Annotated in this window: 21 protein-coding genes and 1 pseudogene; 11 read left to right on the top strand and 11 right to left on the bottom strand. The window is 67.6% G+C overall.

Annotation, left to right across the window (positions count from 1 at the left end):
• Window positions 1–23: 23 nt before the first annotated feature.
• A complete protein-coding gene (locus tag IB256_RS21655; protein WP_192404040.1) occupies window positions 24–803 on the top strand; it encodes a hypothetical protein in 780 nt (259 codons plus the stop codon).
• Between the two features lie 59 nt (window positions 804–862).
• Here the strand turns inward: IB256_RS21655 and bglX are convergent, their stop codons facing one another.
• The 6 genes and pseudogenes from bglX to IB256_RS21685 all read right to left on the bottom strand — a co-directional run bounded on the left by bglX (window position 863) and on the right by IB256_RS21685 (window position 8,500).
• On the bottom strand, window positions 863–3,160 hold the full coding sequence (bglX, locus tag IB256_RS21660) for a beta-glucosidase BglX (RefSeq protein WP_318653574.1): 2,298 nt from the start codon (window positions 3,158–3,160) through the stop codon (window positions 863–865).
• Window positions 3,161–3,377: 217 nt separating this feature from the next.
• Window positions 3,378–4,418 carry an SMC-Scp complex subunit ScpB gene (gene scpB, locus IB256_RS21665; RefSeq protein WP_192404042.1) on the bottom strand — a complete coding sequence of 347 codons (1,041 nt, stop codon included), beginning with the start codon at window positions 4,416–4,418 and terminating at the stop codon, window positions 3,378–3,380.
• A 212-nt stretch (window positions 4,419–4,630) separates the two neighbouring features.
• Window positions 4,631–5,389 (bottom strand): annotated as a pseudogene (locus tag IB256_RS21670) (segregation and condensation protein A); the annotation flags it as partial.
• 333 nt (window positions 5,390–5,722) lie between these two features.
• Window positions 5,723–6,937: a tryptophan--tRNA ligase gene (locus IB256_RS21675; protein ID WP_192289184.1), complete on the bottom strand. Its 1,215-nt coding sequence runs from the start codon at window positions 6,935–6,937 to the stop codon at window positions 5,723–5,725.
• Between the two features lie 61 nt (window positions 6,938–6,998).
• A complete protein-coding gene (locus IB256_RS21680) occupies window positions 6,999–7,628 on the bottom strand; it encodes an L-threonylcarbamoyladenylate synthase (protein ID WP_081518024.1) in 630 nt (209 codons plus the stop codon).
• Entirely contained in the window at window positions 7,625–8,500 is an 876-nt protein-coding gene (locus tag IB256_RS21685) for a PHP domain-containing protein (RefSeq protein ID WP_151186399.1), read from the bottom strand. The genes IB256_RS21680 and IB256_RS21685 overlap by 4 nt, the downstream gene beginning before the upstream one ends.
• 200 nt (window positions 8,501–8,700) lie before the next feature.
• Between IB256_RS21685 and IB256_RS21690 the strand changes: the two genes are divergently transcribed.
• From IB256_RS21690 to IB256_RS21720, 7 genes are all read left to right on the top strand, one after another.
• Window positions 8,701–9,294, top strand: a complete 594-nt coding sequence (locus IB256_RS21690) for a septation protein A (protein WP_138212802.1) — start codon at window positions 8,701–8,703, stop codon at window positions 9,292–9,294.
• 1 nt (window position 9,295) lies between these two features.
• Window positions 9,296–9,595: a YciI family protein gene (locus tag IB256_RS21695; protein ID WP_192289185.1), complete on the top strand. Its 300-nt coding sequence runs from the start codon at window positions 9,296–9,298 to the stop codon at window positions 9,593–9,595.
• A gap of 107 nt (window positions 9,596–9,702) precedes the next feature.
• Entirely contained in the window at window positions 9,703–10,125 is a 423-nt protein-coding gene (locus IB256_RS21700) for a translation initiation factor 2 (IF-2, GTPase) (protein ID WP_192404043.1), read from the top strand.
• A 13-nt stretch (window positions 10,126–10,138) separates the two neighbouring features.
• On the top strand, window positions 10,139–10,816 hold the full coding sequence (locus IB256_RS21705) for a response regulator transcription factor (RefSeq protein ID WP_192289189.1): 678 nt from the start codon (window positions 10,139–10,141) through the stop codon (window positions 10,814–10,816).
• Between the two features lie 170 nt (window positions 10,817–10,986).
• Window positions 10,987–11,442, top strand: a complete 456-nt coding sequence (locus IB256_RS21710; protein ID WP_045210140.1) for a Spy/CpxP family protein refolding chaperone — start codon at window positions 10,987–10,989, stop codon at window positions 11,440–11,442.
• Between the two features lie 93 nt (window positions 11,443–11,535).
• Window positions 11,536–12,873 (top strand): sensor histidine kinase, encoded by a 1,338-nt coding sequence (locus tag IB256_RS21715; RefSeq protein ID WP_192404044.1) that lies wholly within the window; start codon window positions 11,536–11,538, stop codon window positions 12,871–12,873.
• A gap of 26 nt (window positions 12,874–12,899) precedes the next feature.
• Window positions 12,900–13,379 (top strand): hypothetical protein, encoded by a 480-nt coding sequence (locus tag IB256_RS21720; protein WP_192289193.1) that lies wholly within the window; start codon window positions 12,900–12,902, stop codon window positions 13,377–13,379.
• On the opposite strand, the gene IB256_RS21725 is transcribed toward IB256_RS21720, so the two are convergent.
• Entirely contained in the window at window positions 13,360–13,920 is a 561-nt protein-coding gene (locus IB256_RS21725; RefSeq protein ID WP_192289195.1) for a nitroreductase family protein, read from the bottom strand. The genes IB256_RS21720 and IB256_RS21725 overlap by 20 nt on opposite strands.
• 179 nt (window positions 13,921–14,099) lie before the next feature.
• Here IB256_RS21725 and IB256_RS21730 point away from each other — a divergent pair, with 179 nt between their 5' ends.
• Window positions 14,100–15,554 carry a TrkH family potassium uptake protein gene (locus tag IB256_RS21730; RefSeq protein ID WP_192289197.1) on the top strand — a complete coding sequence of 485 codons (1,455 nt, stop codon included), beginning with the start codon at window positions 14,100–14,102 and terminating at the stop codon, window positions 15,552–15,554.
• A gap of 168 nt (window positions 15,555–15,722) precedes the next feature.
• On the opposite strand, the gene IB256_RS21735 is transcribed toward IB256_RS21730, so the two are convergent.
• On the bottom strand, window positions 15,723–16,721 hold the full coding sequence (locus IB256_RS21735) for an AraC family transcriptional regulator (RefSeq protein ID WP_192289199.1): 999 nt from the start codon (window positions 16,719–16,721) through the stop codon (window positions 15,723–15,725).
• 148 nt (window positions 16,722–16,869) lie between these two features.
• On the opposite strand from IB256_RS21735, the gene IB256_RS21740 reads away from it, so the two are divergent.
• Window positions 16,870–17,187 (top strand): Mpo1-like protein, encoded by a 318-nt coding sequence (locus IB256_RS21740; protein WP_045210136.1) that lies wholly within the window; start codon window positions 16,870–16,872, stop codon window positions 17,185–17,187.
• A 12-nt stretch (window positions 17,188–17,199) separates the two neighbouring features.
• On the opposite strand, the gene IB256_RS21745 is transcribed toward IB256_RS21740, so the two are convergent.
• On the bottom strand, window positions 17,200–18,720 hold the full coding sequence (locus tag IB256_RS21745; protein WP_192289201.1) for a glycosyltransferase family 39 protein: 1,521 nt from the start codon (window positions 18,718–18,720) through the stop codon (window positions 17,200–17,202).
• A 57-nt stretch (window positions 18,721–18,777) separates the two neighbouring features.
• Window positions 18,778–23,094: a DEAD/DEAH box helicase gene (locus IB256_RS21750; protein WP_192404045.1), complete on the bottom strand. Its 4,317-nt coding sequence runs from the start codon at window positions 23,092–23,094 to the stop codon at window positions 18,778–18,780.
• A 111-nt stretch (window positions 23,095–23,205) separates the two neighbouring features.
• On the opposite strand from IB256_RS21750, the gene IB256_RS21755 reads away from it, so the two are divergent.
• On the top strand, window positions 23,206–23,574 hold the full coding sequence (locus tag IB256_RS21755) for a hypothetical protein (protein WP_192289205.1): 369 nt from the start codon (window positions 23,206–23,208) through the stop codon (window positions 23,572–23,574).
• 134 nt (window positions 23,575–23,708) lie between these two features.
• Here the strand turns inward: IB256_RS21755 and IB256_RS21760 are convergent, their stop codons facing one another.
• Window positions 23,709–25,271, bottom strand: a complete 1,563-nt coding sequence (locus IB256_RS21760) for a sigma-54-dependent transcriptional regulator (protein WP_192289207.1) — start codon at window positions 25,269–25,271, stop codon at window positions 23,709–23,711.
• Window positions 25,272–25,434: the final 163 nt, after the last annotated feature.

A 25,434-nucleotide genomic window follows, 5' to 3' on the forward strand; every position in this document is an offset into this window, starting at 1 on the left:
CTCCACGCCTTCCGGCCTCGCCCATGCTCGCCCTCAAGCTCACCCTGGTTCCGTTGTTCCTGCTGCTGGTATCCCTCTCCGGGCGCTGGTGGGGGCCGACTGTTGCCGGCTGTCTCGCCGCCCTGCCCGCCATCGCCGGCCCCATCCTGTACCTGATCACCGTGGAGCACGGCCGCGACTTCGGCGCCCAGGCCGCGTTACTGGCGCTGGCGGCGATCTTCGCTTCGGAAGCGTTCAACTTCGCCTATGCCTGGTTGTGCCGGAAGCACCGTTGGACGCTGGCCCTGAGCGGCGCGATGCTCGCCTGGCTGGTGGCTGCCTGGGCCCTGACGCAACTTCCAGCCGCGCCCGTCTGGGCTCTTCTCGCCGCAGTACTGGGCGCGCTGACCAGCCAGCTGTTCATGCCCCGCGCCGAGTTGCCGGGCACGGTCGCCGCGTTGGGCCACTTCGAGCTGGGCCTGCGCATGCTCGCCGGTGCGTTGCTGACCCTGGCCGTCACCGCCCTCTCCGGCTGGGCCGGGCCTAGCTGGAGCGGCCTGCTGGCGGTCTTTCCGCTGCTCTCCATCGTGCTCTGCGTGTCATCGCAGCGCTTGCACGGCGCGGGCTTCGTCATCGCCCTGATGCGCGGCATGGTCAGTGGGCGCCCGGCCTTCGCGGCGTTCTGCCTGTGGCTGGCGTTGCGCCTGCCGGCCAACGACATCCTGCCGAGCTTCGCCGAGGCGGCGCTGCTTTCCGTGCTGGTGCAAGGCGCGGTGCGCTGGCTGATCGGGCTCCGCTCCCGCAAGGCAGCCAAAGCCGCCTGAACGAAAAACGCCACGGCTGGATCAGCCGTGGCGTTTTCGTTTACAGCAGCGCGTGACGCTTAGAGCAGCGTGAAGCTCTGCTCCTTCACGTTGTCCGAATCCAGGCCGACGTAGACCTTGAACTCGCCCGGCTCCGAGGCGTAGCGCAGCTGGCTGTCGTAGAAGCGCAGGTCTTCCTCGCGGATCGGGAATTGCACCACCTTCGACTCGCCCGGCTGCAGCAGGATCTTGCTGAAGCCCTTGAGCTCCTTGACCGGGCGGCTGATGGACGCGGCGACGTCGCGCAGGTAGAGCTGCACGGTGGTTTCACCGGCGACCTTGCCGGTGTTCTTCACGGTCACGCTGGCCGTCAGCTGGTCACCCTTCTTCAACTTGCTGCCCGACATCTTCACGTCCGAGACGCTGAAGTCGGTATAGCTCAGGCCGTAGCCGAAGGGGTACAGCGGGCCGTTCTGCGAGTCGAAGTAGCGCGAGGTGTACTTGTTCGGGTGCTCGTGGTCGAACGGGCGGCCGGTGTTCAGGTGGTTGTAGTAGATCGGCACCTGACCCACCGAGCGCGGGAAGGTCATGGTCAGCTTGCCCGACGGGTTGTAGTCGCCGAACAGCACGTCGGCAATGGCGTTGCCGCCCTCGGTGCCGCTGAACCAGGTTTCCAGCACGGCGTCGGCGTTGGCGCTTTCCCAGCGCAGGTCCATCGGCCGGCCGTTCATCAGCACCAGCACCAGCGGTTTGCCGGTGGCCTTGAGGGCCTTGAGCAGCTCGATCTGGCTCTGCGCGATGTGCAGGTTGGTCTTGCTCGACGCCTCGTGGGCCATGCCCTGGGATTCGCCGACCACGGCCACCACCACGTCAGCCTGTTTCGCCTTCTCGACGGCTTCGTCGATCATGGCTTTTGGGCTGCGCGAGTCGACCTTCACGTCTTCGCTGTATTCGTTGAGGTATTTGACGATCTCCGGATCGTCGGTGACATTGGCGCCCTTGGCGTAGAGCAGCGCGGCATGACCACGGGTGGCGGCGCCCATGCCCTCGAGCACGGTCACGGCCTGGAAGGCCTTGCCAGCGGCGGACCAGCTGCCCATCACGTCGCGCTTGCTGTCGGCCAGCGGGCCGATCAGGGCGATCACGCCGTCACGCTTGAGCGGCAGCACGCCGCCTTCGTTCTTCAGCAGGACCATGCCCTTGCGCGCAATCTCGCGGGCGTCGGCACGGTGCAGGCGGTCCTCGGCGTCGGTGTCGACCGGGTCCTTGCCCTGCAGGTAGCGGTACGGGTCCTGGAACAGGCCCATGTCCCACTTGGCGGCGAGCACGTCGCGGCAGGCTCGGTCGATCTCGTCCTGGCTGATCAGCCCGGCCTTGAGCAGCTCGGGCATGTGCTTGCCGTAAAGGTCGTCATTCATGTTCATTTCGACGCCGGCGTTGATCGCCGCCCGGGTGGCGTCACGCTCGGTGGCGGCCACGCCGTGCTTTATCAGCTCCAGCACCGCGCCGTGGTCGCTCAGGGTCAGGCCCTTGTAGCCCCACTGGCCGCGCAGCAGGTCCTGCAGCAGCCACTTGTTGGCGGTGGCCGGCACGCCGTTGATGCTGTTCAGCGAGACCATCACCGCGCCGGCGCCGGCGTCGATGGCCGCGCGGTACGGCGGCAGGTAGTCCTGGAACATGCGCTGCGGACTCATGTCCACGGTGTTGTAGTCGCGGCCGCCTTCGCCGGCGCCATACAGGGCGAAGTGCTTGACCCCGGCCATGATGGTTTGCGGCTGGTTCAGGCCCTGGCCCTGGTAGCCCTTGACCACCGCGGCGGCGACCTTGCTGGTCAGCCAGGCGTCTTCGCCGAAGCCTTCGGAGACACGGCCCCAGCGCGGATCGCGGGCGATGTCGACGGTGGGCGAATAGGTCAGGTTGAGGCCGTCGGCGCTGGCCTCGATGGCCGCGACGCGGGCGCTGCGCTCGATGGATGCCATGTCCCAGCTCGCCGCCAGGCCCAGGCCGATGGGGAACACGGTACGGTGGCCGTGGACCACGTCATAGGCGAAGAACAGCGGGATCTTCAGCCGGCTTTTCATGGCCGCGTCCTGCAGGTCGCGGATGCCCGGACGGACCACGGTGTTGAACACCGCGCCGGTGGTGCCCTCGGCGATTTCCTTCAGCAGTACCGGCTTGGGATGGTCCGGCCCGACGCTGACCAGGCGCAGCTGGCCGATCTTCTCTTCCAGCGTCATTCGCTGCATCAGGCTGTCGAGGAAGGCGTCCTTCGACTGGCCGGCCAGCGGCACGGCAGGTGCGGCGGCAGGCGCCTGGGCGGCGGAAAGCGAAGCGCTGCCAAGGCCCAGCAGGAGGCCGAGCCAGCAGATACGGCTGATTGGAGTTCTTTTCATATGGGTACTCAGCAGCCTGCGCGACGCGCCACGCCACTGTGGATTGTTGTCGAGAGACGTCGTCAGGGCGGTCGATCGGGCGGCATCCCCGGGTGTTGCCGCCAGCGCCTTGCGAACGCGGCACATAAGGTCGTCGCGCCGAGGGCGGAAGTCAATCACCGAACGGCTGGAAAGCCTCGGTCAGATGCGCCAAAGCCCAGGCTCAATGGTCGCGATTGCGCGCGTTGAACTCCATTTCCTCGAGCATGGCTTCGCGCAGGGCGCGTTCTTCGTCCCATTCGTCTTCCACGGGTGCGGACGGTGCGTGGGCTTGCGGGGGCGCGGGTGCTTCGGGCTGGCTTTCCGTTTCTGGTTCGACAGGCGCTTCGGCTTCGCCCTGCGGCTCGACCTCCGGCAGCGCATGCACGCCGCTGAAGTCGGCATCCACGCCGGTGTCCTCGTCGTCGCTCGGCGGGCGGTCGATCAGGTCGTCGAAGTCGGTCTTCAGGCCCTGCTCCATCTCGTCCAGCTCGGCGAGCAGACTGCGGAAACTGGTCTCCTCCTTCGGTTCCTCCGGCGGCGCGGGCTCCGGCTCCTCGCCGGCATCGCGCACGGCCTGGTCGGCCAGGGCCTGCAGCGACGGCGGCACGTAGTCCTCGTCGTATTCCTCGGGGCTCGGCAGGCTGGCCACCGGCGCCATGTCCTCGAGGATCGGCTGCGGCTCGGGCTCCATCAGTTTCAGCTCGGCCAGCGGCGGCAGGTCTTCCAGGCTCCTGAGGTTGAAGTAGTCGAGGAAGGTGCGGGTGGTGGCGAGCATGGCCGGGCGGCCGGGGACTTCGCGGTAGCCGACGATGCGGATCCACTCGCGCTCCATCAGCGTCTTGACGATCTGGGTGTTCACCGCGACGCCACGGATTTCCTCGATCTCGCCACGGGTGATGGGCTGGCGATAGGCGATCAGCGCCAGGGTTTCCAGCAGCGCACGGGAGTAGCGCTGCGGACGTTCCTCCCAGAGCCGGCCGACCCAGGAAGCGAACTTCTCGCGCACCTGCAGGCGGTAACCGGTGGCGACTTCCTTCAGCTCGAAGGCCCGCCCGGAGCATGACAGACCCAGCACCGCCAGCGCATCGCGGAACTGCTGCGGCTCAGGGCGCTCGGCCTCCTCGAACAGCTCACCGAGGCGTTCCAGCGACATGGGCTTGCCGGCAGCCAGGAGGATGCCTTCGAGCAGGGTCGCCAGTTCTTGCGGGTCGGAGAGATTCATCGGGGGCTCGGGTCGGGGTTGAAGGTTTCGCCGTTCAGGCGGGAAAGCTACTCAAAGCGCGGCGCCAGGGCAACGCTGGCGGATCAGAGCGGCTCGTCTTCCGGCTCGCCGCCCAGTGCCTGGTCAAGCGCTGCCTCGCCTTCCGGGCCGTCGAAGTGGCCGTCCTCGAAGGTCAGCTCGGCTGGCGGCTCTTCGCGCGGCTCGAAGACGTCTTCGTCGCCCTCTTCCAGCACGTCTTCCGACGTTTCTCCGAAGCGTGCGGCGCCCTCCTGCACTTCCGTGCGGGCGCGGACGTGGATGGGCGCAAAAGCTTCGTTCTGTACCAGCTCCACCAGCTGTTCCTTGACCAGCTCCAGCACCGCCATGAACGTCACCACCACGCCGAGCTTGCCCTCCTCGACGCGGAACAGGCTGATGAAGGGCACGAAACCCTCGCCCTTCAGGCGTTCGAGGATCTCGGTCATGCGCTCGCGGGTGGAGAGCATCTCGCGGGTGACCTGGTGACTCTCGAACAGGTCGGCGCGGCGCAGCACCTCGGCCATGCACAGCATCAGCTCCTGCATGTCCACTTCCGGCAGCAGCCGGCGCGCCCGCGCATCCGGCGCGGCGACAGTGGGCACCACGTAGTCACGGCCCAGGCGCGGCAGGTCGTCGAGGTCCTCGGCGGCCTTCTTGAAGCGCTCGTACTCCTGCAGGCGGCGGATCAGCTCGGCACGCGGGTCTTCCTCTTCGGCCTCGGCCTCGGCCGAGCGCGGCAGCAGCATGCGCGACTTGATCTCGGCGAGCATGGCGGCCATCACCAGGTACTCGGCGGCCAGTTCCAGGCGCACCGACTTCATCAGTTCGACATAGCCCATGTACTGGCGGGTGATCTCCGCCACGGGAATGTCGAGGATGTTGATGTTCTGTTTGCGGATCAGGTAGAGCAGCAGGTCGAGCGGGCCTTCGAAGGCCTCGAGGAAGACCTCCAGGGCGTCCGGCGGGATGTACAGGTCCTGCGGCATCTCCGTCAGGGCCTCGCCGTAGACGAGCGCCAGCTGCACCGGCACCTGGTATTCAGGGGCGGCGGCGGGGGCTTCCGGCTCGGTCAGGTCACTCATCGGCCACTCGTCAGGCGCTGGGGTTCGAAGGCGGCATTATCCCTGCTTTTGCCGGCGGCGCGAGGGGCTTTTGGCTCAAGGGATGGGCGGTGTCACATCATTGGCAGGCCGTGCCCTGACAGAAAGCATCGCGGCGGAATCGGTTCGGTTCGGCAGAACCCCCGTGTGCGGCGCTCCTGCACCGTCAGTTGGTCCGCACACCCGTCAGCGGTACGACAGCCCCATGGCATGCCGCACTTCCACCAGCGTCTCCCGCGCGGCCTCGCGGGCGCGCTCGGCACCTTCGGCGAGGATGCTGCGCACCAGCTCGGGGTTGTCCTCGTAGTCCAGCGCGCGCTCCTGGATCGGCGCCAGTTCGTGGAGGATCGACTCGATCACCGGCCGCTTGCAGTCCAGGCAGCCGATCCCGGCGCTGCGGCAACCTTCCTGCACCCACTGGCGGCAACCCTCGTCAGAGTAGATCAGGTGCCACTGCCATACCGGGCAGCGCTCCGGGTCGCCTGGATCGCGGCGGTGCACGCGCGCGGGGTCGGTGGGCATGCGCGCGATCTTTTCCTCGATCACCGCCGGGCTGTCGCGCAGGGCAATGGTGTTGTGGTGCGATTTGGACATCTTCTGCCCGTCCAGCCCTGGCATCTTCGGCGCGTGGCTGGTGAGGGTCTGCGGCTCGGGCAGCAGCACGCGGCTGGTGCCTTCGAGGTAGCCGAACAGCCGGTCGCGGTCGCCCAGGGTCAGGCTCTGCTGCTCCATGAGCAGCGCGCGGGCCGTCTCCAGCGCCTCGGCGTCGCCCTGTTCCTGCCAGGCACGGCGCAGGCTGCTGTAGAGCTTGCCGGTCTTCTTGCCCAGGCGGGTGATGGCGGTCTGCGCGCGGTCCTCGAAGTCGACTTCACCGCCGTAGAGGTGGTTGAAGCGGCGGGCGATCTCGCGGGTGAACTCGACGTGGGCAAACTGATCCGAGCCCACCGGCACCAGGCCGGCGCGGTAGATCAGGATGTCAGCGGCCTGCAACAGCGGGTAGCCGAGGAAGCCGAAGGTGGAGAGGTCCTTGTGGACCAGCTTTTCCTGCAGCTCCTTGTAGGTCGGCACGCGTTCCAGCCAGGACAGCGGGCAGATCATCGACAGCAGCAGGTTCAGCTCGGCGTGCTCGGGCACCTGGGACTGGATGAACATAGTCGCGGCGCTGGGGCTGACGCCCACTGCCAGCCAGTCGATGGCCATGTCGCGCACGTGCTGGCGGATGCTGGCGGTCTCGTCGTACTCGGTGGTCAGCGCATGCCAGTCGACGATGGAGAAGTAGCATTCGTACTCGTGCTGCAGTTTCACCCAGCTCTGCAGCACACCGTGGTAATGCCCCAGGTGCAGGCGCCCGGTGGGGCGCATGCCGGACAGCACACGGCGCAGGGATTCGACGCTGGTCAAGCGGTCAACCTCGCGGGTTCGGCGATGGGACGAGGGAGTATAGCCAGCACGCAGGGCGTGTTCAGGCGTTGACCATGAAGGGTTCCGGGTCGCCGCAGCCGACGCGCACGACCACCGGGTCTTCGTCGGTCAGGGCGATCACGGTGGAGGCCTCGCCGCCGCCGAAACCGCCGTCGATGATCAGGTCGACCAGGTGCTCCAGCGAATCGCGCATCTCGTACGGATCGTTCAGCGGCTCGCTCTCACCGGGCAGGATCAGGCTGACGCTCATCAGCGGCTCACCCAGTTCCTCCAGCAGCGCCAGGGCGATCGGGCAGGCCGGCACGCGCAGGCCGATGGTGCGGCGTTTGGGATGCAGCAGCATGCGCGGCACTTCGCGGGTGGCGTTGAGGATGAAGGTGTAGGGGCCGGGCGTGTGCGCCTTGAGCAGGCGGAACAGGCCGGTGTCGACCTTCGCGTAGAGGCCCAGCTCGGACAGGTCGCGGCAGACCAGGGTGAAGTTGTGCTTGTCGTCGAGCCGGCGGATGTGGCGGATGCGCTCCACCGCGGATTTCTCACCGATGCGGCAGCCCAGCGCGTAGGAGGAGTCGGTGGGATAGGCGATCACCCCCCCCTGCCGGACGATCTCCACCGCCTGCTTGATCAGGCGCGCCTGGGGATTTTCCGGATGGATCTGAAAGAACTGGCTCATGGAGTCTCCTTGATCCCGATGGCGTTCTCGGCGCTGGCAAAGCGCGGCCAGAGCGGCACCAGGTCTTCCGGCACGCTCCGGTAAAGGCCCAGCTCCGACCAGTCGCTGGGGCCGTGGAAGTCGCTGCCGGCGGTGACCATCAAGCCGAATTCGCGGGCGAGGATGCTCAGCACGCCGACCTGCTCGGCCGGCTGCGGGCCGTTGCAGACTTCCAGCGCATGACCGCCGGCGGCGATGAAGTCGGCCACCAGCTTGCGCCGCTTGGTGCGGGTGAAATCGTACTGGTAGGGGTGCGCCAGGCTGATCCAGGCGCCCGCCGCGCGCAGCGTGCCGACGGCGTCGGCGAGGCTCGGCCAGTGCTGTTTGACGTCGCCCAGCTTGCCGGCGCCCAGCCACTTGCGGAAGGCCTCGGCGCGGTCCTTGACGTAGCCCTGACGCAGCAGGAACTCGGCGAAGTGCGGGCGCGCCGGGGCATTTTCGCTGTCGCCCAGTTCGGCCTGAATCGCCCGCGCGCCCTCGAAGGCGCCGGGCATGCCCTTGGCTTCCAGGCGCCGGCCGATTTCCTCGGCGCGAGTCCAGCGGGCGCGGTGCAGGTCGTCCAGCGCCTTTACCAGCGGTTCGGCCGTCACGTCGAAGCCGTAGCCGAGCACGTGAATGGTCGCCCCGCCCCAGGTGCAGGACACTTCGACGCCGTCCACCAGCTCCATGCCCAGCGCCTGCGCGGCACGGCGCGCCTCGGGCAGGCCGTCCAGGGTATCGTGGTCGGTCAGCGCCAGTACGCGCACGCCGCGCCCATGGGCACGCTCGAGCAGGGCCGTCGGGCTGAGCTGTCCGTCGGACGCGGTGCTGTGGCAGTGCAGATCGACTCGCATGGGGCTTCCAGGGAATGCAGGGGGTGGCTTTGTGTCAGGACAGCTTTGTGTCGGGATAGCTTTCTGTATAGACGCTTCTGTGCCAACGCTCCCGCGGCAACGCATTGAAACCATGATCTGACGCAGCGTTGGGCGGATGGCTCTTTCAGTTCATCCGCAGGTTGGTATTATGCCGGCTCTACTGGGCTCTGGCTGCCGTAATGAAGCAATTCATCGATTTCATTCCCCTCATCCTCTTCTTCATCGTTTACAAGCTCGACCCGCGCAACGTCGAACTCGCCGGCCAGAGCTTCTCGGTCGGCGGGATCTACAGCGCCACGGCCGTGCTGATCGCCGCCTCCGTGGTGGTCTACGGCGCCCTGCTGATCAAGCAGCGCAAGCTGGACAAGGGCCAGTGGGTGACGCTCGCCGCGTGCCTGGTGTTCGGCGGCATGACCCTGGCCTTCCACAGCGAAACCTTCCTCAAGTGGAAGGCGCCGGTGGTGAACTGGCTCTTCGCCCTGGCTTTCGCCGGCAGTCACTTCATTGGCGGCCAGCCGCTGATCCAGCGCATCATGGGCCATGCGGTACACCTGACCGATTCCCTCTGGGCGAAACTGAACGTCGCCTGGGTGCTGTTCTTCCTGATCTGCGGCTGTGTCCAGCTGTTCGTCGCCTTCACCTTCCAGGACTACTGGGTGGACTTCAAGGTGTTCGGCAGCCTGGGCATGACCCTGCTGTTCCTGATCGGCCAGGGCGTGTTCCTGGCCCGCCACATGCACGATGAGCCTACCGGCGAAAAACCCAAGGACTGACATGCTCTACGCGATCATTGCCCGTGATATCACCGCTTCCCAAGAACGCCGCCTGGCCGCCCGTCCCGCGCACATCGCACGCCTGGAGCAGCTGAAGGAAGAAGGCCGCCTGGTCCTGGCCGGCCCGCACCCGGCCATCGACAGTAACGACCCGGGCGCCGCCGGCTTCACCGGCAGCCTGATCGTCGCCGAGTTCGACTCGCTGACCGCCGCCCAGGCCTGGGCCGACGCCGACCCGTACCGCGCCGCCGGCGTCTACGCCGAAGTCGTGGTCAAGCCGTTCAAGAAAGTCCTGCCCTAACAGCGCGCGAGCGTTGCACCCCGCGGCACGGAGCGCCACGGGGCATCGCAGCCGGACAGCGCCGGGATGGCCACGGACGGCGGCACATCATCGAACAAGGAGTCCCGATGCGCCGTTTGCCCCTGCTCGCCTGCCTCGCCCTGCCGCTGCCCGCACTCGCCGAAGAGCCCGTCACGGAGCAACCGGCGCAAAGCGCTGTCCAAGCATCAGCTCAACCGCCGGCCGCCAATCCTGAACTGGAGCGGCGCCTGGCCGACAGCGAACGGCAGCGCGCCGAACTGGCCGCGCAACTGGCCGCGCAACCGGCACAGCCGGATAACAGCCAGGACGAAGCCCGCATCACCCGCCTGACCCAGGAAAACCAGCGCCTGAAGCTGCAGCTGCGCGAGGCCCAGGCCAACCAGCCGCCGCGCCTGCTCAGCGAGCAGCAGACCTGGTACGTGACCGGCGCCGGCACTGCCCTGCTGGCCTTCATCCTGGGCATGCTGAGCCGTGGCCGCCGACGCTCGCGCCGCGAATGGATCAACTGAAAGAAGCCTCTTCATGAGTGAACTGCTGCTGATCGACGACGATGTCGAACTCTGCGAACTGCTGACCACCTGGCTGACCCAGGAAGGCTTCAGCATCCGCGCCGCCCACGATGGCGCACAGGCCCGCGCCGCGCTGAGCAGCCGAGCGCCGGACGCGGTCGTGCTCGACGTCATGCTGCCCGACGGCAGCGGCCTGGAACTGCTCAAGTCGCTGCGCAGCGACCACCCGGACCTGCCGGTGCTGATGCTCTCCGCCCGCGGCGAGCCACTGGATCGCATCCTCGGCCTGGAGCTGGGTGCCGACGACTACCTGGCCAAGCCCTGTGACCCCCGCGAGCTGACCGCCCGCCTGCGCGCCGTGCTGCGCCGCAGCCACCCGGCGCAACCCGCTGCGCAGCTTGAACTGGGTGATCTGGCGCTGAACCTGTCGCGCGGCGTGGCCACCATCGGTGCCGAGGAAATCAGCCTGACCCTCTCCGAGAGCCGCATCCTCGAAGCCCTGCTGCGCCAGCCGGGCGAACCACTGGACAAGCAGGCGCTGGCGCAGCTCGCGCTGGGCCGCAAGCTGACCCTGTATGACCGCAGCCTGGACATGCACGTCAGCAACCTGCGCAAGAAGCTCGGCAGCCACCCCGACGGCCGCCCGCGCATCCTCGCCCTGCGCGGGCGCGGCTACTTCTACGCAGCCTGAAATCTCGCCCTGCGGAGGGCCCGGGCCGCTCTGGCCCGGGCTTCGTAAAGTTTCCAGCCGGGCTTCACGTAATCTTTACCGAAGCTTTACGTGGGACTGACCGCCCTTGACCTTGCCAACCCTAGACTGGGCTCATCCGGTAACGACCGGCCCCTGAAAGGAGAAACACCATGCGCAAGACCCTGACCGCCCTGCTGATCGCTGCCGCCCTGCCGACCGTCGCGCTGGCGGCCACTCCCGCGCCGACCGACGCTCCGCCGCCGGCCCCGTTCATGAAGGACCACGGCCCGGGCATGCACCGTGGCGAACACGGCGGTGCGTTCCGCGAACTGAACCTGACCCAGGACCAGCGCCAGCAAGTCGGCAAGCTGATGGGCGACTCGATGAAGGATCGCCGCGCGATCACCGAGAAGTACTGGAACAAGCTGCCCGAGGCCGACCGCAAGGCCATGCAGGAAGAACTGAAGGCCAACCGTGACAAGGCCGACGCCGGCATCCGCGGCATCCTCACTCCCGAGCAGCAGAAGAAGTTCGACGAGATGAAGAAGCAGCGCGAACAGCGCAAGGCTGAATGGGCTGAATTCCAGACCTGGAAGGCCCAGAAGGACGGCGCCAAGACCAACTGATTCGCTCCAGCAAACGCAGGCGCCGGGTTCTACCCGGCGCCTTGCCGTGGAGCCCCTGACAACGGATAGACCATGCGGCTGAACAGGAAGACCATGCGTTCACTCTTCTGGCGGATCCTCGCCGCCTTCTGGCTCGCCCTGCTGCTGGTCGCCGGACTGTCGATCCTGCTGGGCCGCGCCCTGAACCAGGACACCTGGGTGATCGCCCGCTATCCCGGCCTGCATGACATCGCCAAACAATGGACCCTGCTTTACGAGACGCAAGGCCCGGATGCCGCGCAGGAACTGCTGGAAAGCCGCCGCAAGCAATACGAACTCTCGGTGCAGGTGCTCGACGAGACTGGCCAGCGCCTGGTCAACGGTACCTACCTGCCGCGCCCGCCACGCCCGCGTGACAACAACTTCGACCGGGAAAACCTGCCGCGCTTCCCCTGGCGCCAGTTAAGCCAGGAATACACCAGCAGCCGCAGCGACCAGACCTACCTGTTCATCTACCGCATTCCGCACCCGACGCTGCAGGCCTGGCACCGCAGCAGCCTGCTCTGGCCGCTGAGTGCGCTGGGCATCGCGCTGGTGGTGCTGACCGTGTTCAGCCTGCTGCTGACGCTGTCCATCACCCGCCCGCTGAACCGCCTGCGCCGCGCCGTGCATGACCTCGGCCAGACCAGCTATCAACAGGACAGCCTCGCCCGCCTCTCCCGCCGTGGCGACGAACTGGGGGTGCTGGCCCGTGACTTCAACCGCATGGGTGCCCGCCTGCAAGGGCTGATCGGCAGCCAACGCCAGCTCCTGCGAGATGTATCCCACGAGCTGCGTTCACCGCTGGCGCGCCTGCGTATTGCCCTGGCCCTGGCCGAACGCGCCGAGCCCGACCAACGCGCCGCCATGTGGCCGCGCCTGGAACAGGAATGCGACCGCCTGGAAGCGCTGATCAGCGAGATCCTCGCCCTCGCCCGCCTCGACGCCGAGCCCGGCCCGACCAGCCGCATCGACCTGCTGCCGCTGTTCGAGCGCCTGCGCAACGACGCGCAACTGCTTTACCCGGAACAGAACATCCAGCTCGACGTTGCCCCACAACTGGCCCTCGACGGCTGGCCGGACATGCTCGAGCGCGCCCTCGACAACCTGCTGCGCAACGGCCTGCGCTTCAACCCGGCGGAGCAGCCGCTGGAAGTGCAGGCGCGGATCGATGGCGAGCGCCTGCACATCAGCATCCGTGACCACGGTCCCGGCGCCAGTGAGGAACACCTGGCGCAACTGGGCGAACCCTTCTTCCGCGCGCCCAACCAGAGCAGCCCCGGCCATGGCCTGGGTCTGGCCATCGCCCGTCGCGCCATCGAGCGCCACCATGGGCGGCTGCGCCTGAGCAACCATCCCGAGGGCGGTTTCCTGGCCAGCATCGACCTGCCGCTGCGCCGCCAGATCGCCTGAACCGAGCGCATTATCGGAGAGCAACCATGAGCCTTCCCGCCTTCGCTGTCCCGACTCCCGCCCTGCAACAGGCGCTGCCGCCGGCAGCCCTGCTGCGCAGCGAACCCTACGATGATCCGCAGTACCTGGTGCTGGCGGTGGAACTGGCGCGCCTCGCCACGCAATGGCGCGCACGCTGGCCCGGCTTGCGCCTGAGCCTGCCGCAGAGCGGCACCTGGCCACTGGAAAGCTGGCCGGATGCGCTGGGCGAAGCCCTGGATGCCTTGCTGGAAGGGGCGCTGGCGCGCCATCCGCATGCTGCGCTGGAGCTGTCACTCAGTTCAGCACGCGGTGAGCTGCGTCTGGATCTGCAAGGCTACGATCCGCAGGCGCGAGGCTGGCTGCCGGAGGCATTGCCCCCGGCGCGGCGCCTCGCCGCCTGGCAGGGCGGGCACCTGCTCTGGCGCGCCCGCGACGGAGGCTGGAAGGTGCGCCTGGAACTGCCGCTCAGCCCCGCCAGGCGCTGACGAACCCGGCCGGGTCCAGCGGTGCCGGCCGGCGCAGTTCGCCGATAGGCGTGCCGAGGTAGATGAAACCGACGATACGTTCGTTCTCGGCCAGGCCCAGGCCCTCGCGCACCAGCGGGTCGAACGCCATGGCGCCAGTGCGCCACATCGCTCCCAATCCTTCGACGTAGGCCGCCTGGATGATGCCGTGGGCGGCGCAACCCGCCGCCAGCCACTGCTCGATCTCCGGCACCTTGGGGTGATCCTGCAAACGTGCCACAGCGACCACCAGCAGCGGCGCGCGCAGCGGCATGGCGCGAGCCTTGTCCAGCGCCTCGGGCTTGCCATCCGGCTCATTGGCCGCCACCGCGCGGGCGAACAGCTCACCCAGCTCCTTGCGCGCCTCGCCTTCCACAGTGAGGAAGCGCCACGGGCGCAGTTGCCCGTGGTCCGGGGCGCGCAAGGCGCTGCGGAACAGGCGGTCCAGTTGCTCGGGGGACGGCGCCGGCTCGCTCAGGCGGGCATGGGACACACGGTTGAGCAACGCGTCGAGAGCCTCCATGGGCTGCCTCCAGTCAATCTCGAAAGCCGCCATTGTAGACGCAAAGGGTTCGCATTTGTCCGGGAAAGACGGCGCGCTCCTTCTCCGCCCAACTTGTAAAGAGGAACGGCGTCACGCGGTTTACTCTCGGCAGGCGGCAGGTAAAATGGCCGATTCCTATTGGATTCAGACCTCAGCGCATGGCCCTGCCGACACTACGCACCCTCGGATTCATCATCGGCATCTTCGTGATCACGCTGGCGGTCGCCATGCTGGTCCCCATGGCCACGCTGCTGTATTACGGCCGTGCCAACGAGCTGCACCCGTTCATCTGGTCGGCGATCATCACCTTCACCTGCGGACTGGGCATGGTCATTCCCGGCCGCCCGGAGCAGGTACACATGCGCCCGCGGGACATGTACATGCTCACCGTGTCGAGCTGGGTGATCGTCTGCTTCTTCTCGTCCCTGCCGTTCATGTTCGCGCGGCACATCAGCTTCACCGACGCGATATTCGAGAGCATGTCGGGCATCACTGCCACCGGGTCGACCGTGCTGTCGGGGCTGGACAAGATGTCCCCGGGCATCCTCATCTGGCGCTCGCTGCTGCACTGGCTGGGCGGCATCGGCTTCATCGCGATGGCGGTGGCGATCCTGCCGATGCTGCGCATCGGTGGCATGCGCCTGTTCCAGACCGAATCCTCGGACCGCTCCGACAAGGTCATGCCGCGCTCGCACATGGTGGCCAAGTACATAGTCGGGGTCTACGTGGCCATCACCATCGCCGGCACCCTGGCCTTCTGGTGGGCCGGCATGGGCCTGTTCGACTCGCTCAACCACGCGATGTCGGCAATCTCCACTGGCGGCTTCTCCACCTCCGACCAGTCCCTGGCCAAGTGGCACCAGCCAGCGGTGCACTGGGTCGCGGTGATGGTGATGATCCTGGGCAGCATCCCCTTCGTGCTCTACGTCGCCACCCTGCGCGGCAACCGCAGGGCGCTGCTGCGTGATCATCAGGTTCACGGGTTCCTCGGCCTGCTGGTTTTCACCTGGCTGGTGATGGGCACCTGGTATTCGGTGAACTCGGGCCTGCCCTGGTTCGACGCCTTCCGTATCGTCGCGGTGAACGTAACCTCGGTGATGACTACCACCGGCTTCGCCCTGGGCGACTACGGTCTGTGGGGGCACTTCTCGATCATGCTGTTCTTCTACCTGGGCTTCATCGGCGGCTGCTCCGGCTCCACCGCCGGCGGCATCAAGATCTTCCGCTTCCAGGTGGCCTACACCCTGTTGCGCGCCAGCCTGTACCAGCTGATCCACCCGCGCGCGGTGATCAAGCAGAGCTACAACGGGCACCGCCTGGACGAAGAGATCGTGCGTTCGATCCTGACCTTCTCGTTCTTCTTCGGCGCCACCGTCGGCGGCCTGGCGCTGGGCCTGTCGTTCCTCGGCCTGGACTGGATGACCTCGCTTACCGGCGCGGCCAGCACCGTAGCCGGCGTCGGTCCGGGCATGGGCCCGATCATCGGGCCATCGGGCAACTTCGCCTCGCTGCCGGACGCAGCCAAGTGGCTGCTCTGCGGCGGCATGCTGCTCGGGCGCCTGGAGATCATCACCGTGCTGGTGCTGTTCACCCCGGCGTTCTGGCGCCACTGATCGCTCCAACAGCCGCTTAATGGGCCGAATGAACAGGCCGTAGGATGGCGTGGAGCGCAGCGATACCCATCGAATCCGCGCACCGACAGCATGGGTATCGCTGCGCTCCACCCATCCTACAGATCGATATACCGGGAACGCCGGCACACGGCGCTTCTACACAACGACTCACAAGTCCTCGCGGTACTCCCCTGGCGTCTTGCCGAACCAGCGGCGGAAGGCGCGGAAGAAATTGCTCGGCTCCGAGAACCCCAGCAGGTAGGCGATCTCCAGCAGCGTCATGCGCGGCGTGGCGAGGTACTGCTGGGCCAGTTCGCGGCGAGTGTCGTCGAGCAGTTGCTGGTAGCTGGTGCCCTCTTCCTGCAGGCGGCGCTGCAGGGTGCGCTCGGACAGGTTCAGCGCCTGGGCCACGCTTTCGCGCTTGGGCTCGCCCTGGGGCAGCAGGCGGCACAACACCTGGCGCGTCTGATGGCTGAAGCGGCTGCTGACGAAGCGCGCCAGGTATTCCCCGGCGAAACGGTCGTGCAGGCGCGCCAGCTCCTCGTTGGCCGTGGGCAGCGGCGCGCTCATGTCCTCATGGGAGAACAGCATCGCGCAGTCCGCATGGCCGAAGCTCAACGGTGCCTGGAACAGCTCGCGGTAGGGTTCGATATGCGGCGGCGCCTCGCCCGCCAGGCGCACCTCCAGTGGCTTGATCGCCCGCCCGGTGATCCAGCGCAACATCGCGATCAGGCTCGCCAGCGAGCACTCCGCGCTCTGCCGCGGCACAGGCAGGAGATCACCGTGGACCACGATGCGATACAGGCAGCCCTCGGGCAGGCGGCGGAAGGTCAGGTCGGCGCCCTCGGCGATGATCCGCTGGTAGCGCTCCAGGCGCTCGAAGCCCTCGCCCAGGTTGCGGCTGGACATCAGCGCATAACCCACCACGGGGAACGCCGGCGTGTGCACGCGGGCAATGTTCAGGCCGATGGCCGGGTTGCCGGACAACTCCACGGCGCGGTTCCACAGACGGCTCATGGCGTCCTGCGGGAAGCGCGCATCGGGGTCATCGAGGGCGGCGAAATCCAGCTGCAGTTCAGTGAACAGCGCGCGGCAGTCGAGGCCTTCCAGCTCCAGCGACTGGACGATCCCCCGCACCCAGCTCGACAGGGTCGTACGCTCAGGCATGCAATTTCTTCTGGTTATGGTGGTGATCCGCGCCGAACGGCCGGATAAGCCGGCGGCACAGGGGGATACTAAACTGGCCCCCTATGTCATCCGCAAGTCTGAAGGCACCAGCCTACACTGGCGCCATCACAACAACAGGAGGTGCACCATGAGCACCCAGACCGCCGATCGATTCCAGAGCTTCGCCGAGTTCTACCCGTACTACCTGCAGGAACACAGCAACGCCGTGTGCCGCCGCCTGCACTACGTGGGCAGCCTGCTGGTGCTGTCGATCCTCGCCTACGCCATCGTCAGCGGGCACTGGCTGTGGTTGCTGGCCATGCCGCTGGCCGGCTACGGCTTCGCCTGGGTCGGCCACTTCGTGTTCGAGAAGAACCGCCCGGCCACCTTCAAGTACCCGCTGTGGTCGCTGATGGGCGACTGGGTGATGCTCAAGGACGCCTTCACCGGGCGCATCCGCTTCTGAGCCACTGAGCGATCAGCGCGCGGCGTTTCGCAGCGACGCGCGTTCGAACAGCAGCGCCTGCACTTCCCCGCCGGCGTGCTGGGCGATGCGTCGCCAGCTGGCGGGCACGTCGGGAATCTCCTGGTCGTTGTAGCGACTCATCACCAGCCACACGCGACCATCGCCTGGCGGCAGGTCGGCCAGGCGGTCGACGAAGCTGTGCTGGCGGTCATCGATCAGCGAACCGAAGCCATAGTGCCCCGGCCGCCCGGACGAACCATCCGCAGCCGGCGCGGTGTACAGCAGCGGTTCGCTGCCGGTGCGGTTGTAGTAACGGAACGCCAGGTACCAGAGGATATCGTCCACCACCACCCGGTCGCCGGCACGGTAATGGGCGTTGACGTAAGCGACCATGCCGTCGAACTGCTCGTCCGGGTCCGTCTCGTAGGCGCGCGCCAGCCCCAGGCCCTGCAGGCCGAGCAACGTCGCCAGGGTCACCACTCCCAGCGCCCGCCGCGCCTCCAGCAGGCGGTCCAGCGCCAGCGCGAACAGCAGTGGCAGACCCAGCGCGAAGGCCGTCAGGTAGCGCTCGACAAACACCGGCGAAACGAAGGACACGCCATACAGCCCCAGCAGCGGCAGGCCGACGTAGAGCGAGAGCAACACGCCGGCGCGCTGGCGGCTGCGATCGTGATGCAGCACCAGCAACATCGCCCCCACCACCAGCAACGGCACGCCCACCAGCAGGGGCCACGCCAGTTCGTTGCCATCGGACTGCGCCAGCCATTGCCAGAGCATCGACGGGACGGAACGGCCATCCACCGGCGGCGCCCAGCCCACGTCTCCGCCAGCGACCAGCACCGCCATGTGGCGAACCAGGTCCAGCAAGCCGGGCAACCAGGGCAGGAACAGCACGGCGATGGCCAGGTTGGCCAGCCACCAGTCGCGGCGACGCAGGGGAGTGTTCGGCAGCGACGCCAGCCAGGCCCAATGCACCAGCAGGCCGAACAGGCTGAAGTAGTGGGTGTAGAACGCCGCCGTCATCAGCAGGACGTAAGCCAGCAGATGGCGGCGCTTGCCCTCCTCCAGCCAGTAGAGCAAGGCCAGGGTCGCCGCCAGCAGCCAACAACCGAGCAGCGAATACATGCGCACTTCCTGGCTGTAGCGCACCGCCGTGGGCAGCAGCGCCAGCAACACGACAGCGAGCAATGCCGCGCGGCGACTGGCGAGGCGCCAGGCCAGCCAGCCGCCGAGGAACACCGCGAGCGTGCCGAACAGCGCACTGAACAGGCGCAGCGACAACACGCCCTCGCCCAGCAGCCCGGTCCACAGATGCAGCAGGTAGAAGTACAGCGGCGGGTGCACGTCGTGGGCAGCGTGCTGCCAGAGTTGCAAAGGCGAATAGCGGGCGAGGAACAGGCTGGAGCTTTCGTCGCCCCAGATGGCCGAGCCGGTCAGCTGATACAGGCGCAGGCACAGCGCGAGGGCCAGCAATGGCAGGAACCACCACTGGCGCAACAGGTCAGGCAGGCTCGGGGACTCGCGGGAAGACATCATAGCCTCGCAGGGAGAAACTTCCGTGCCGCTGAGTGTACGTCAGCCGCGCCCGGCTTACCGGCGGATCAGCAGTTCCCGCGCGCGGGCCTGGTCATCCGGTTGTAGCTCCGCGAGCAGCTCCACCTCGCCGGCGATCAGCGCGCCCACCGGCACGCCGTCGCGATAGAGCACGCGGTTGCCGCTCACTGCCGGCACCTTGCGCCCCGGCAGCAGGGTGCCAGCCAGGTTCAGCGGGTCGACCGCCGACACCACCACCCATTCGCCGCTTGCTTCCCGGCGACGCACTTCACGCAGCAGGCCGACGGCCTCGGGCAAGGCGAACTGCTCGCCGGTCAGCCCGGCGACGAAGCGCCCGCCGCGGATTTCCCCGCGCGCTTCCAGGCGGTGGTAGACCCGCAGCAGGTCGCGCCATGGCGGCAGCCAGTCGGCTTCGCGGTCGAGCAGGCGCCAGCAGACCACGCCGTAGCGGCGCAGCAAGGTCATGGCGACATGTTCCAGCACTTCCGCCGGCAACCGCTCTCCTGGTTCCAGCGTGGCGCGACGCAGCAGCGCCCAGCGCCCGGCATCGGCCATGCCGAACAGTGGCGTGCGCGAACGACGCTGCGGGTGCCGCCGAGCCGCCGGCATCAGCAGGGCGCGCAGACCGGCGAAGCTGTCGGCATTCACCCGCCCGGCCGCCACCAGTTCACCCAGCACGGTTTCCAGCTCGGTGCGCAGCAGGTGGCTGTCGCTGGCCAGCTCCTCGAAGAAGGACGCGCCGTGCTCCTTGAGCACCTCCAGCACCTTGCTGGCCTTGGCGGACAGCTCGGCACCCGCCTGCCCCGCGCTCAACGCGCTCCACTGCGCCATCTGTGCGCGGGGCAGCAGCACGATGGGCGTGCTCTTCAGCGGGCCGCCGCGGCTTTTCGCGGCCGTTCGGCCCGGCAGGCGCGCCCAGACGATGCGGCCGGCGCGGCACAGGTCATCCAGCCAGTTGATCCCGTAGTCGGCCACGCGGCTGGGCAGGATGTCGCTCTCCCAGGCACTGGCGGCGGCCTGGAAGCCTTCCAGCTGGCTGAGCACGCCGGCCAGGGATTCCGCGCCGCGCACCCGCGATCCAGCGGACACCCGCTGCCAGTCGAACAGGAAGCGCATGAAATCCGCCCGCGCCACCGGTTCGATCTCCCGGCGCAGGCGCTTGACCGTGTAGCGATGGATGCGCGCGAGCAAGTGGCGTTCGCACCACTCCTCCTCGCTCGCGCCCGGCGTGAAGCGACCGCGCAGCACGTAGCCCTCGCGTTCCAGGCTGGCCAGGGCGAAGCCGGTATCGCCGGAGGGAATCCCCAGGTCATCCGCCAGCTCGCGCAGCAGGCGCGGGCCGAAGCCGGTCAGGCGCGCCCGCACCAGTTCGACCTGCGCTTCGTCCACTGACAAGGGTTCACGCAGCTCCGCGGGCAGATCGAGCGAGGGCTTCATCGAGACCTGAGGATGCAGCGCAAGCCATTGGCTGAGCCGTTCCGCCGCCACCCAGACGGCGCCCACGGACAGCTCCAGGCGCGTCGCCCTCCCCGCTTTGGCCAGTGACTTGAGCAGGAATGGCCAGCCCTCGTTGGCCTGCGCCTCGCTTTCGCGGATGCCACCCAGACCGGTCAGCGCCTCGTGCATTTCGTCAGCGTCGCGGGCTTCGGGCCAGGCCTCGGCGCGTACCGCGTCGATGGCATCGGCATCCAGCGCGCCGAGGTCGTCGGCGCTTTCCGGGTCGGTCCAGCGGCGGCTCCGCACGGCCTGGGTGCGGCGCTCTTCCAGCGGCGCGTCGTCAAGGAAGGAGTACGGGCTGGCGGACAGCACCTCTGCCGCCAGCGGCGAGGGCGCCGGCAGGTCGCGCGCGAGCAGGGTCACCGCACCACTTTCCATGCGTCGCAACAGATCGAGCCAGCCTTCGCAGTCCATCGCTTCGTGCAGGCAGTCGTCCAGGGTCTGAGCCACCAGCGGATGATTGGGAATCTCGCGCTCGCCGACGATGTTCTCCAGGCAGGCCACCTGGTCGGGGAACACCGAGGCCAGCAGGTCCTCGCTGCGCATGCGCTGCAACTGCGGGGCGACTTTCCGCCCGCCGCTGTAGCGCGGCAAGGCCAGCGCGGTGGTGGCGTTCCAGCGCCAGCGCACACCGAACAGCGGTGCGTCGAGCAGCGCCTGGATCAGCACGTGTTCGCCGCTGTTGGAGTGCAGGTAGCGCCACACTTCGTCCAGCGGGAAGCTGTGGCTGGTGGACAGCGAGAGAATGATCGCGTCTTCCGTGGCCGCAGCCTGCAGCTCGAAGTTGAAGGTGCGGCAGAAGCGCTTGCGCAGTGCCAGGCCCCAGGCGCGGTTGATACGGCTGCCGTAAGGCGAATGGATGACCAGCTGCATGCCGCCGGATTCGTCGAAGAAGCGCTCGAGGATCAGCGTCTTCTGCGTCGGCAGCGCGCCGAGGGCGTGGCGTGCGCGGGCCAGGTACTCCACCAGCTGCCGCGCCGCCGCGTCGTTCAGGCCAAGCAGCCCCTGCAGCCAGTCGATAGCCCGTGCCAGCGGCTCAGCGTCGCTCTCGCCCTGGGCGAGCAGTTCGTCCAGTTGCCCGCGCAGGCGCGCGACGCTGGTGGACAGCTCGTCGGTGCGCCCCGGCGCCTCGCCGAGCCAGAAGGGAATGTTCGGCGGCTGGCCCTGGGCGTCTTCGACGCGCACGCGGCCCGGCTCCACACGCAGGATGCGGTAGGAGATATTGCCCAGCTGGAACACATCGCCAGCGAGGCTCTCCACCGCGAAATCCTCGTTCACCGTACCCACGCTGAGGCCCTGTGGCTCCAACAGCACGGCGTAGTCGCCGGTATCGGGGATGGTGCCGCCGGAGGTTACGGCGGTGAGCTTGGCTCCGCGCCGGCCACGCAGGCGCTGGTGTACGGCATCACGGTGCAGGTAAGCGCCGCGCTGACCGTTGCGGCTGGTGTAGCCCTCGGCGAGGGTGCGCAGCATGGCGTCGAAGTGTTCGCGGCTCAGCTCGGCGTAGGGCTGCGCCGCGGTAAATAGCTCGAACAGCGAGTCCTCGCGCCATTCCTGGCAGGCCACTTCGGCGACTATCTGCTGAGCCAGCACGTCCAGCGGAGCGTGGGGAATGCTCAGGGCGTCCAGCTCGTTCTGCCGCACGCTGTCGAGCAATGCCACGCATTCGATCAGGTCATCCCGCGAAGTCGGGAACAACCTTCCCTTGGGCGTACCACCGACACTGTGGCCGGATCGGCCGACCCGCTGCAGGAAGGCGGCGATAGAACGCGGCGAGCCGATCTGGCAGACCAGCCCGACGTCGCCGATGTCGATGCCCAGCTCCAGCGACGCGGTGGCCACCAGCACCTTCAGTTGCCCGGCCTTGAGCCGCCGTTCGGCGCCCAGGCGAAGTTCCTTGGACAGGCTGCCGTGATGCGCCGCCACCCAGCCGGCGCCGATGCGCTCGGCCAGGTGCCGGGTGATGCGCTCGGACAGCCGTCGGGTATTGACGAAAACCAGCGTGGTGCGGTGCTCGCTGGCCAGTTCGGCGAGGCGGTCGTAGACCTTGTCCCAGACATCGTGGGACATCACCGCCTCCAGCGGCGCTGCGGGCACTTCCAGGTTCAGGTCGCGCTCGCGGCTGTAGCCGATGTCGACGATGCGGCAGCCCTGGTGACGCCCGACAAGAAAACCCGCCACTGCCTCGATGGGCTTCTGCGTGGCGGACAGGCCGATGCGCACCAGCGGCGCTTCGCACAACGCCTGCAACCGCTCCAGTGACAGCGCCAGGTGGCTGCCACGCTTGCTCGCGGCCAGCGCGTGGATTTCATCGACTATAACGCTGCGCCCCCCCGCGAGCATGGCGCGGCCAGAGTCCGAGCCGAGCAGCACGTAGAGCGATTCGGGTGTGGTGACCAGAATGTGCGGCACCTGCCGGCGCATGGCCTCGCGCTCGCTGGAGGTGGTGTCGCCGGTGCGCACCGCGGTGCGGATATCCACCTCCGGCAAGCCCATTTCCAGCAGCGCCGAGCGGATGCCGGCCAGAGGCTCCTCGAGGTTGATGCGGATGTCGTTGGACAGCGCCTTGAGCGGCGAAACGTAGATCACCGAGGTGCGATCGGGCAGCGTACCGCCGTTCGCCAACCCCTCGCGGACCAGCGCATCGATGGCCGAGAGGAAGGCCGTGAGCGTCTTGCCCGAACCGGTGGGCGCCGCCACCAGGGTCGATTCGCCTGCCTGGATTGCCGGCCACGCCTCGACCTGCGCCTGCGTCGGTGCCGCGAAGTGCGCACGGAACCAGCCGGCCACCGCCGGGTGGAAGGCGGACAGCACATCGGCGCGCCTGGCGCGGGAGGAGGTTCGAGGAGCAGTCATGCAGACCAATATGGTGGTGCGCGAAGCCCGTCACAAGGACCACTGATCGCGCCTCGCCGGAGGCTGCGCCAGCCGGTACTCTTCCCCCATCCAACCGGCGGAAGTACACCGATGAGCGACCGTGATCGCGACTACTACTGGGAGCAGGTCAGGCGGCAGAACAAGCAGAAGCCACCCGAAGACCCGAAGCGCAACTGGCGGATGCTGGTGAAGCCGCTGCTATGGTTTCTCATCCCCCTGCTCCTCCTCGCCGCCGGCACTGCCCTGTGGCGCAATCCGGCCAGCCAGCTCTGGCTGCACGAGCGCTGGGTGCTGCTGCAGATTCGTCTGGGTACGACTCCTGACGGCATGCAGACGACGCCCGCCACCTCGCCCTACAGCGACAAGCCCCGCAGGCTGTCCGACTGCATCAAGCCCGGCAACGTGATCGACGATGAAGTGCACGCCTGCATGAAGGGGTATCGACCGAAGACCTGGTGACTGGCTGGCTTCGGCCCCGCCGGCGGATCGCGGGCTCCTGCGGGTCAACCTGCCAACACGGGAGCGGGTCTTGTCTGCGGCGCAATCCTCAGCTACCGGAAAGCCCCCCATGCAGCCCCTACAAACAGGCATGGTCACGCCTCGTCGTTCTGTCCCAGCCCATGCATCCGCAGCTTGTTGGCGATGGTGGTGTGCGACACCCCGAGCCGCTTGCCCAACTGCCGGCTGCTCGGGTGCTCGCGGTAGAGCCGCTCCAGCACGGCCCGCTCGAACCGGCCGACGATGGCGTCGAGCCCGCCTTCCAGGGAGAAGTCCCCCAGTGGGTGCGGCGCGCCATAGTCCGGCAGGCGGATGTGCTCGGGACGGATGGTGCCGCCTTCGCACAACGAGACCGCCTGGAACAGCGCGTTCTCCAGCTGCCGCACGTTGCCCGGCCAGTGGTAGCGGCCGAGGCGGTCCAGCGCCTGCGCAGACAGTTTGGGCAGCGAGCAGCCGATCTGCCGGCTGGCCTGGTCGAGAAAGTGCTCCACCAGCGGCTCCAGGCCGTCCAGGCATTCGCGCAGCGGCGGAATGTGCAGCGACAGCACGTTGAGCCGGTGATACAGGTCTTGGCGAAACTCGCCCTTGGTGCAGAGCTCGGACAGGTCCACCTGGGTCGCGCAGATCACCCGCACGTCCAGGTACACCTCCTCGTCGCTGCCCACGCGGCGGAAGCAGCCATCCTGCAGGAAGCGCAGCAGCTTGGCCTGCAGGCGCGGGCTCATCTCACCGACGCCATCGAGGAACAGCGTACCGCCGGCGGTCAGCTCCAGCAGGCCGAGCTTGCCTTCCGGGCGCGCGCCCTCGAAGGCACCGGGGCCGTAGCCGAACAGTTCGGTCTCGGCCATGGATTCGGGCAGGCCGGCGCAGTTCAGCGCCATGAATGGCGACTGCCCGCGCGGGCTGGCGAGGTGGCAGGCGCGGGCCAGCAGTTCCTTGCCTGTGCCGGTCTCTCCTTCGATCAGCAACGGCGCGTCGAGCGGCGCCATGCGGCGTGCCTCGCGCACCACCGCGGCCATCACCCGAGAACTCTGGAAGATGCTGTCGAAGCCACGCAGCTCCAGGCGACGCACGTTGTAGATGCGCTCGCCGACGCGGTCGGCGCGGTGCAATGTGAGCACGGCGCCAGCCAGTGCTTCGCTTTCGTCGTGTTCGGTCTGCAACGGCGCGATGTCGGCGAGGAACACATCGCCCTTCACCTTCACCCGCAGGCCGTTGATGCGGGCCTTGTTGGCCCGCACCAGTTCGGGCAGGTCGAGGTCCTCGACGTAGCGCGACAGCGGGATGCCCGGCACTTCGTCGACACGCACACCCAGCAACTGAGCGGCGGCGCGGTTGCCCGCGACGATCTGCCCGGCCATGTCGATGGACAGCACCGGGAACTCCAGCGCTGCCAGCAGCGCGTTCAGCTCCAGGTGACGGCGTTCGCTGGGCATCAGGCCGACGCGCTTGACGCCGAACACGCCAGGCACCGCTTCAAGCTTGGGCTTGAGCGACTGGAACTGCAGGTTGATGAGGTTCGGGCAGAGCAGGTAGATGGCGTTGCCCTGCTCGCCGCCGACTTCGCCACGGTTGACGTTGATGCCGTAATCGACCAGCAGGTTGAGGATGTCGCGCAGGATGCCGACGCGGTTCTGGCAGTGCACTTTGATACGCATGGCGGGCCCGTGGTTGTCGTTGTGGTGGGCAATCCGGCACGGATTTTCGCAAGGCGGCCGGAAATTACCGTCAAGAATATGTGACAGATCACCGCATCTTCAAGCCATGGCCGGATGCCTGCGCCACCAAGCGTAATCATTTCTTTACGGATTACCGTACGCA

This window comes from Pseudomonas sp. PDM17 (genome assembly GCF_014851985.1).
Lineage (GTDB): Bacteria > Pseudomonadota > Gammaproteobacteria > Pseudomonadales > Pseudomonadaceae > Pseudomonas.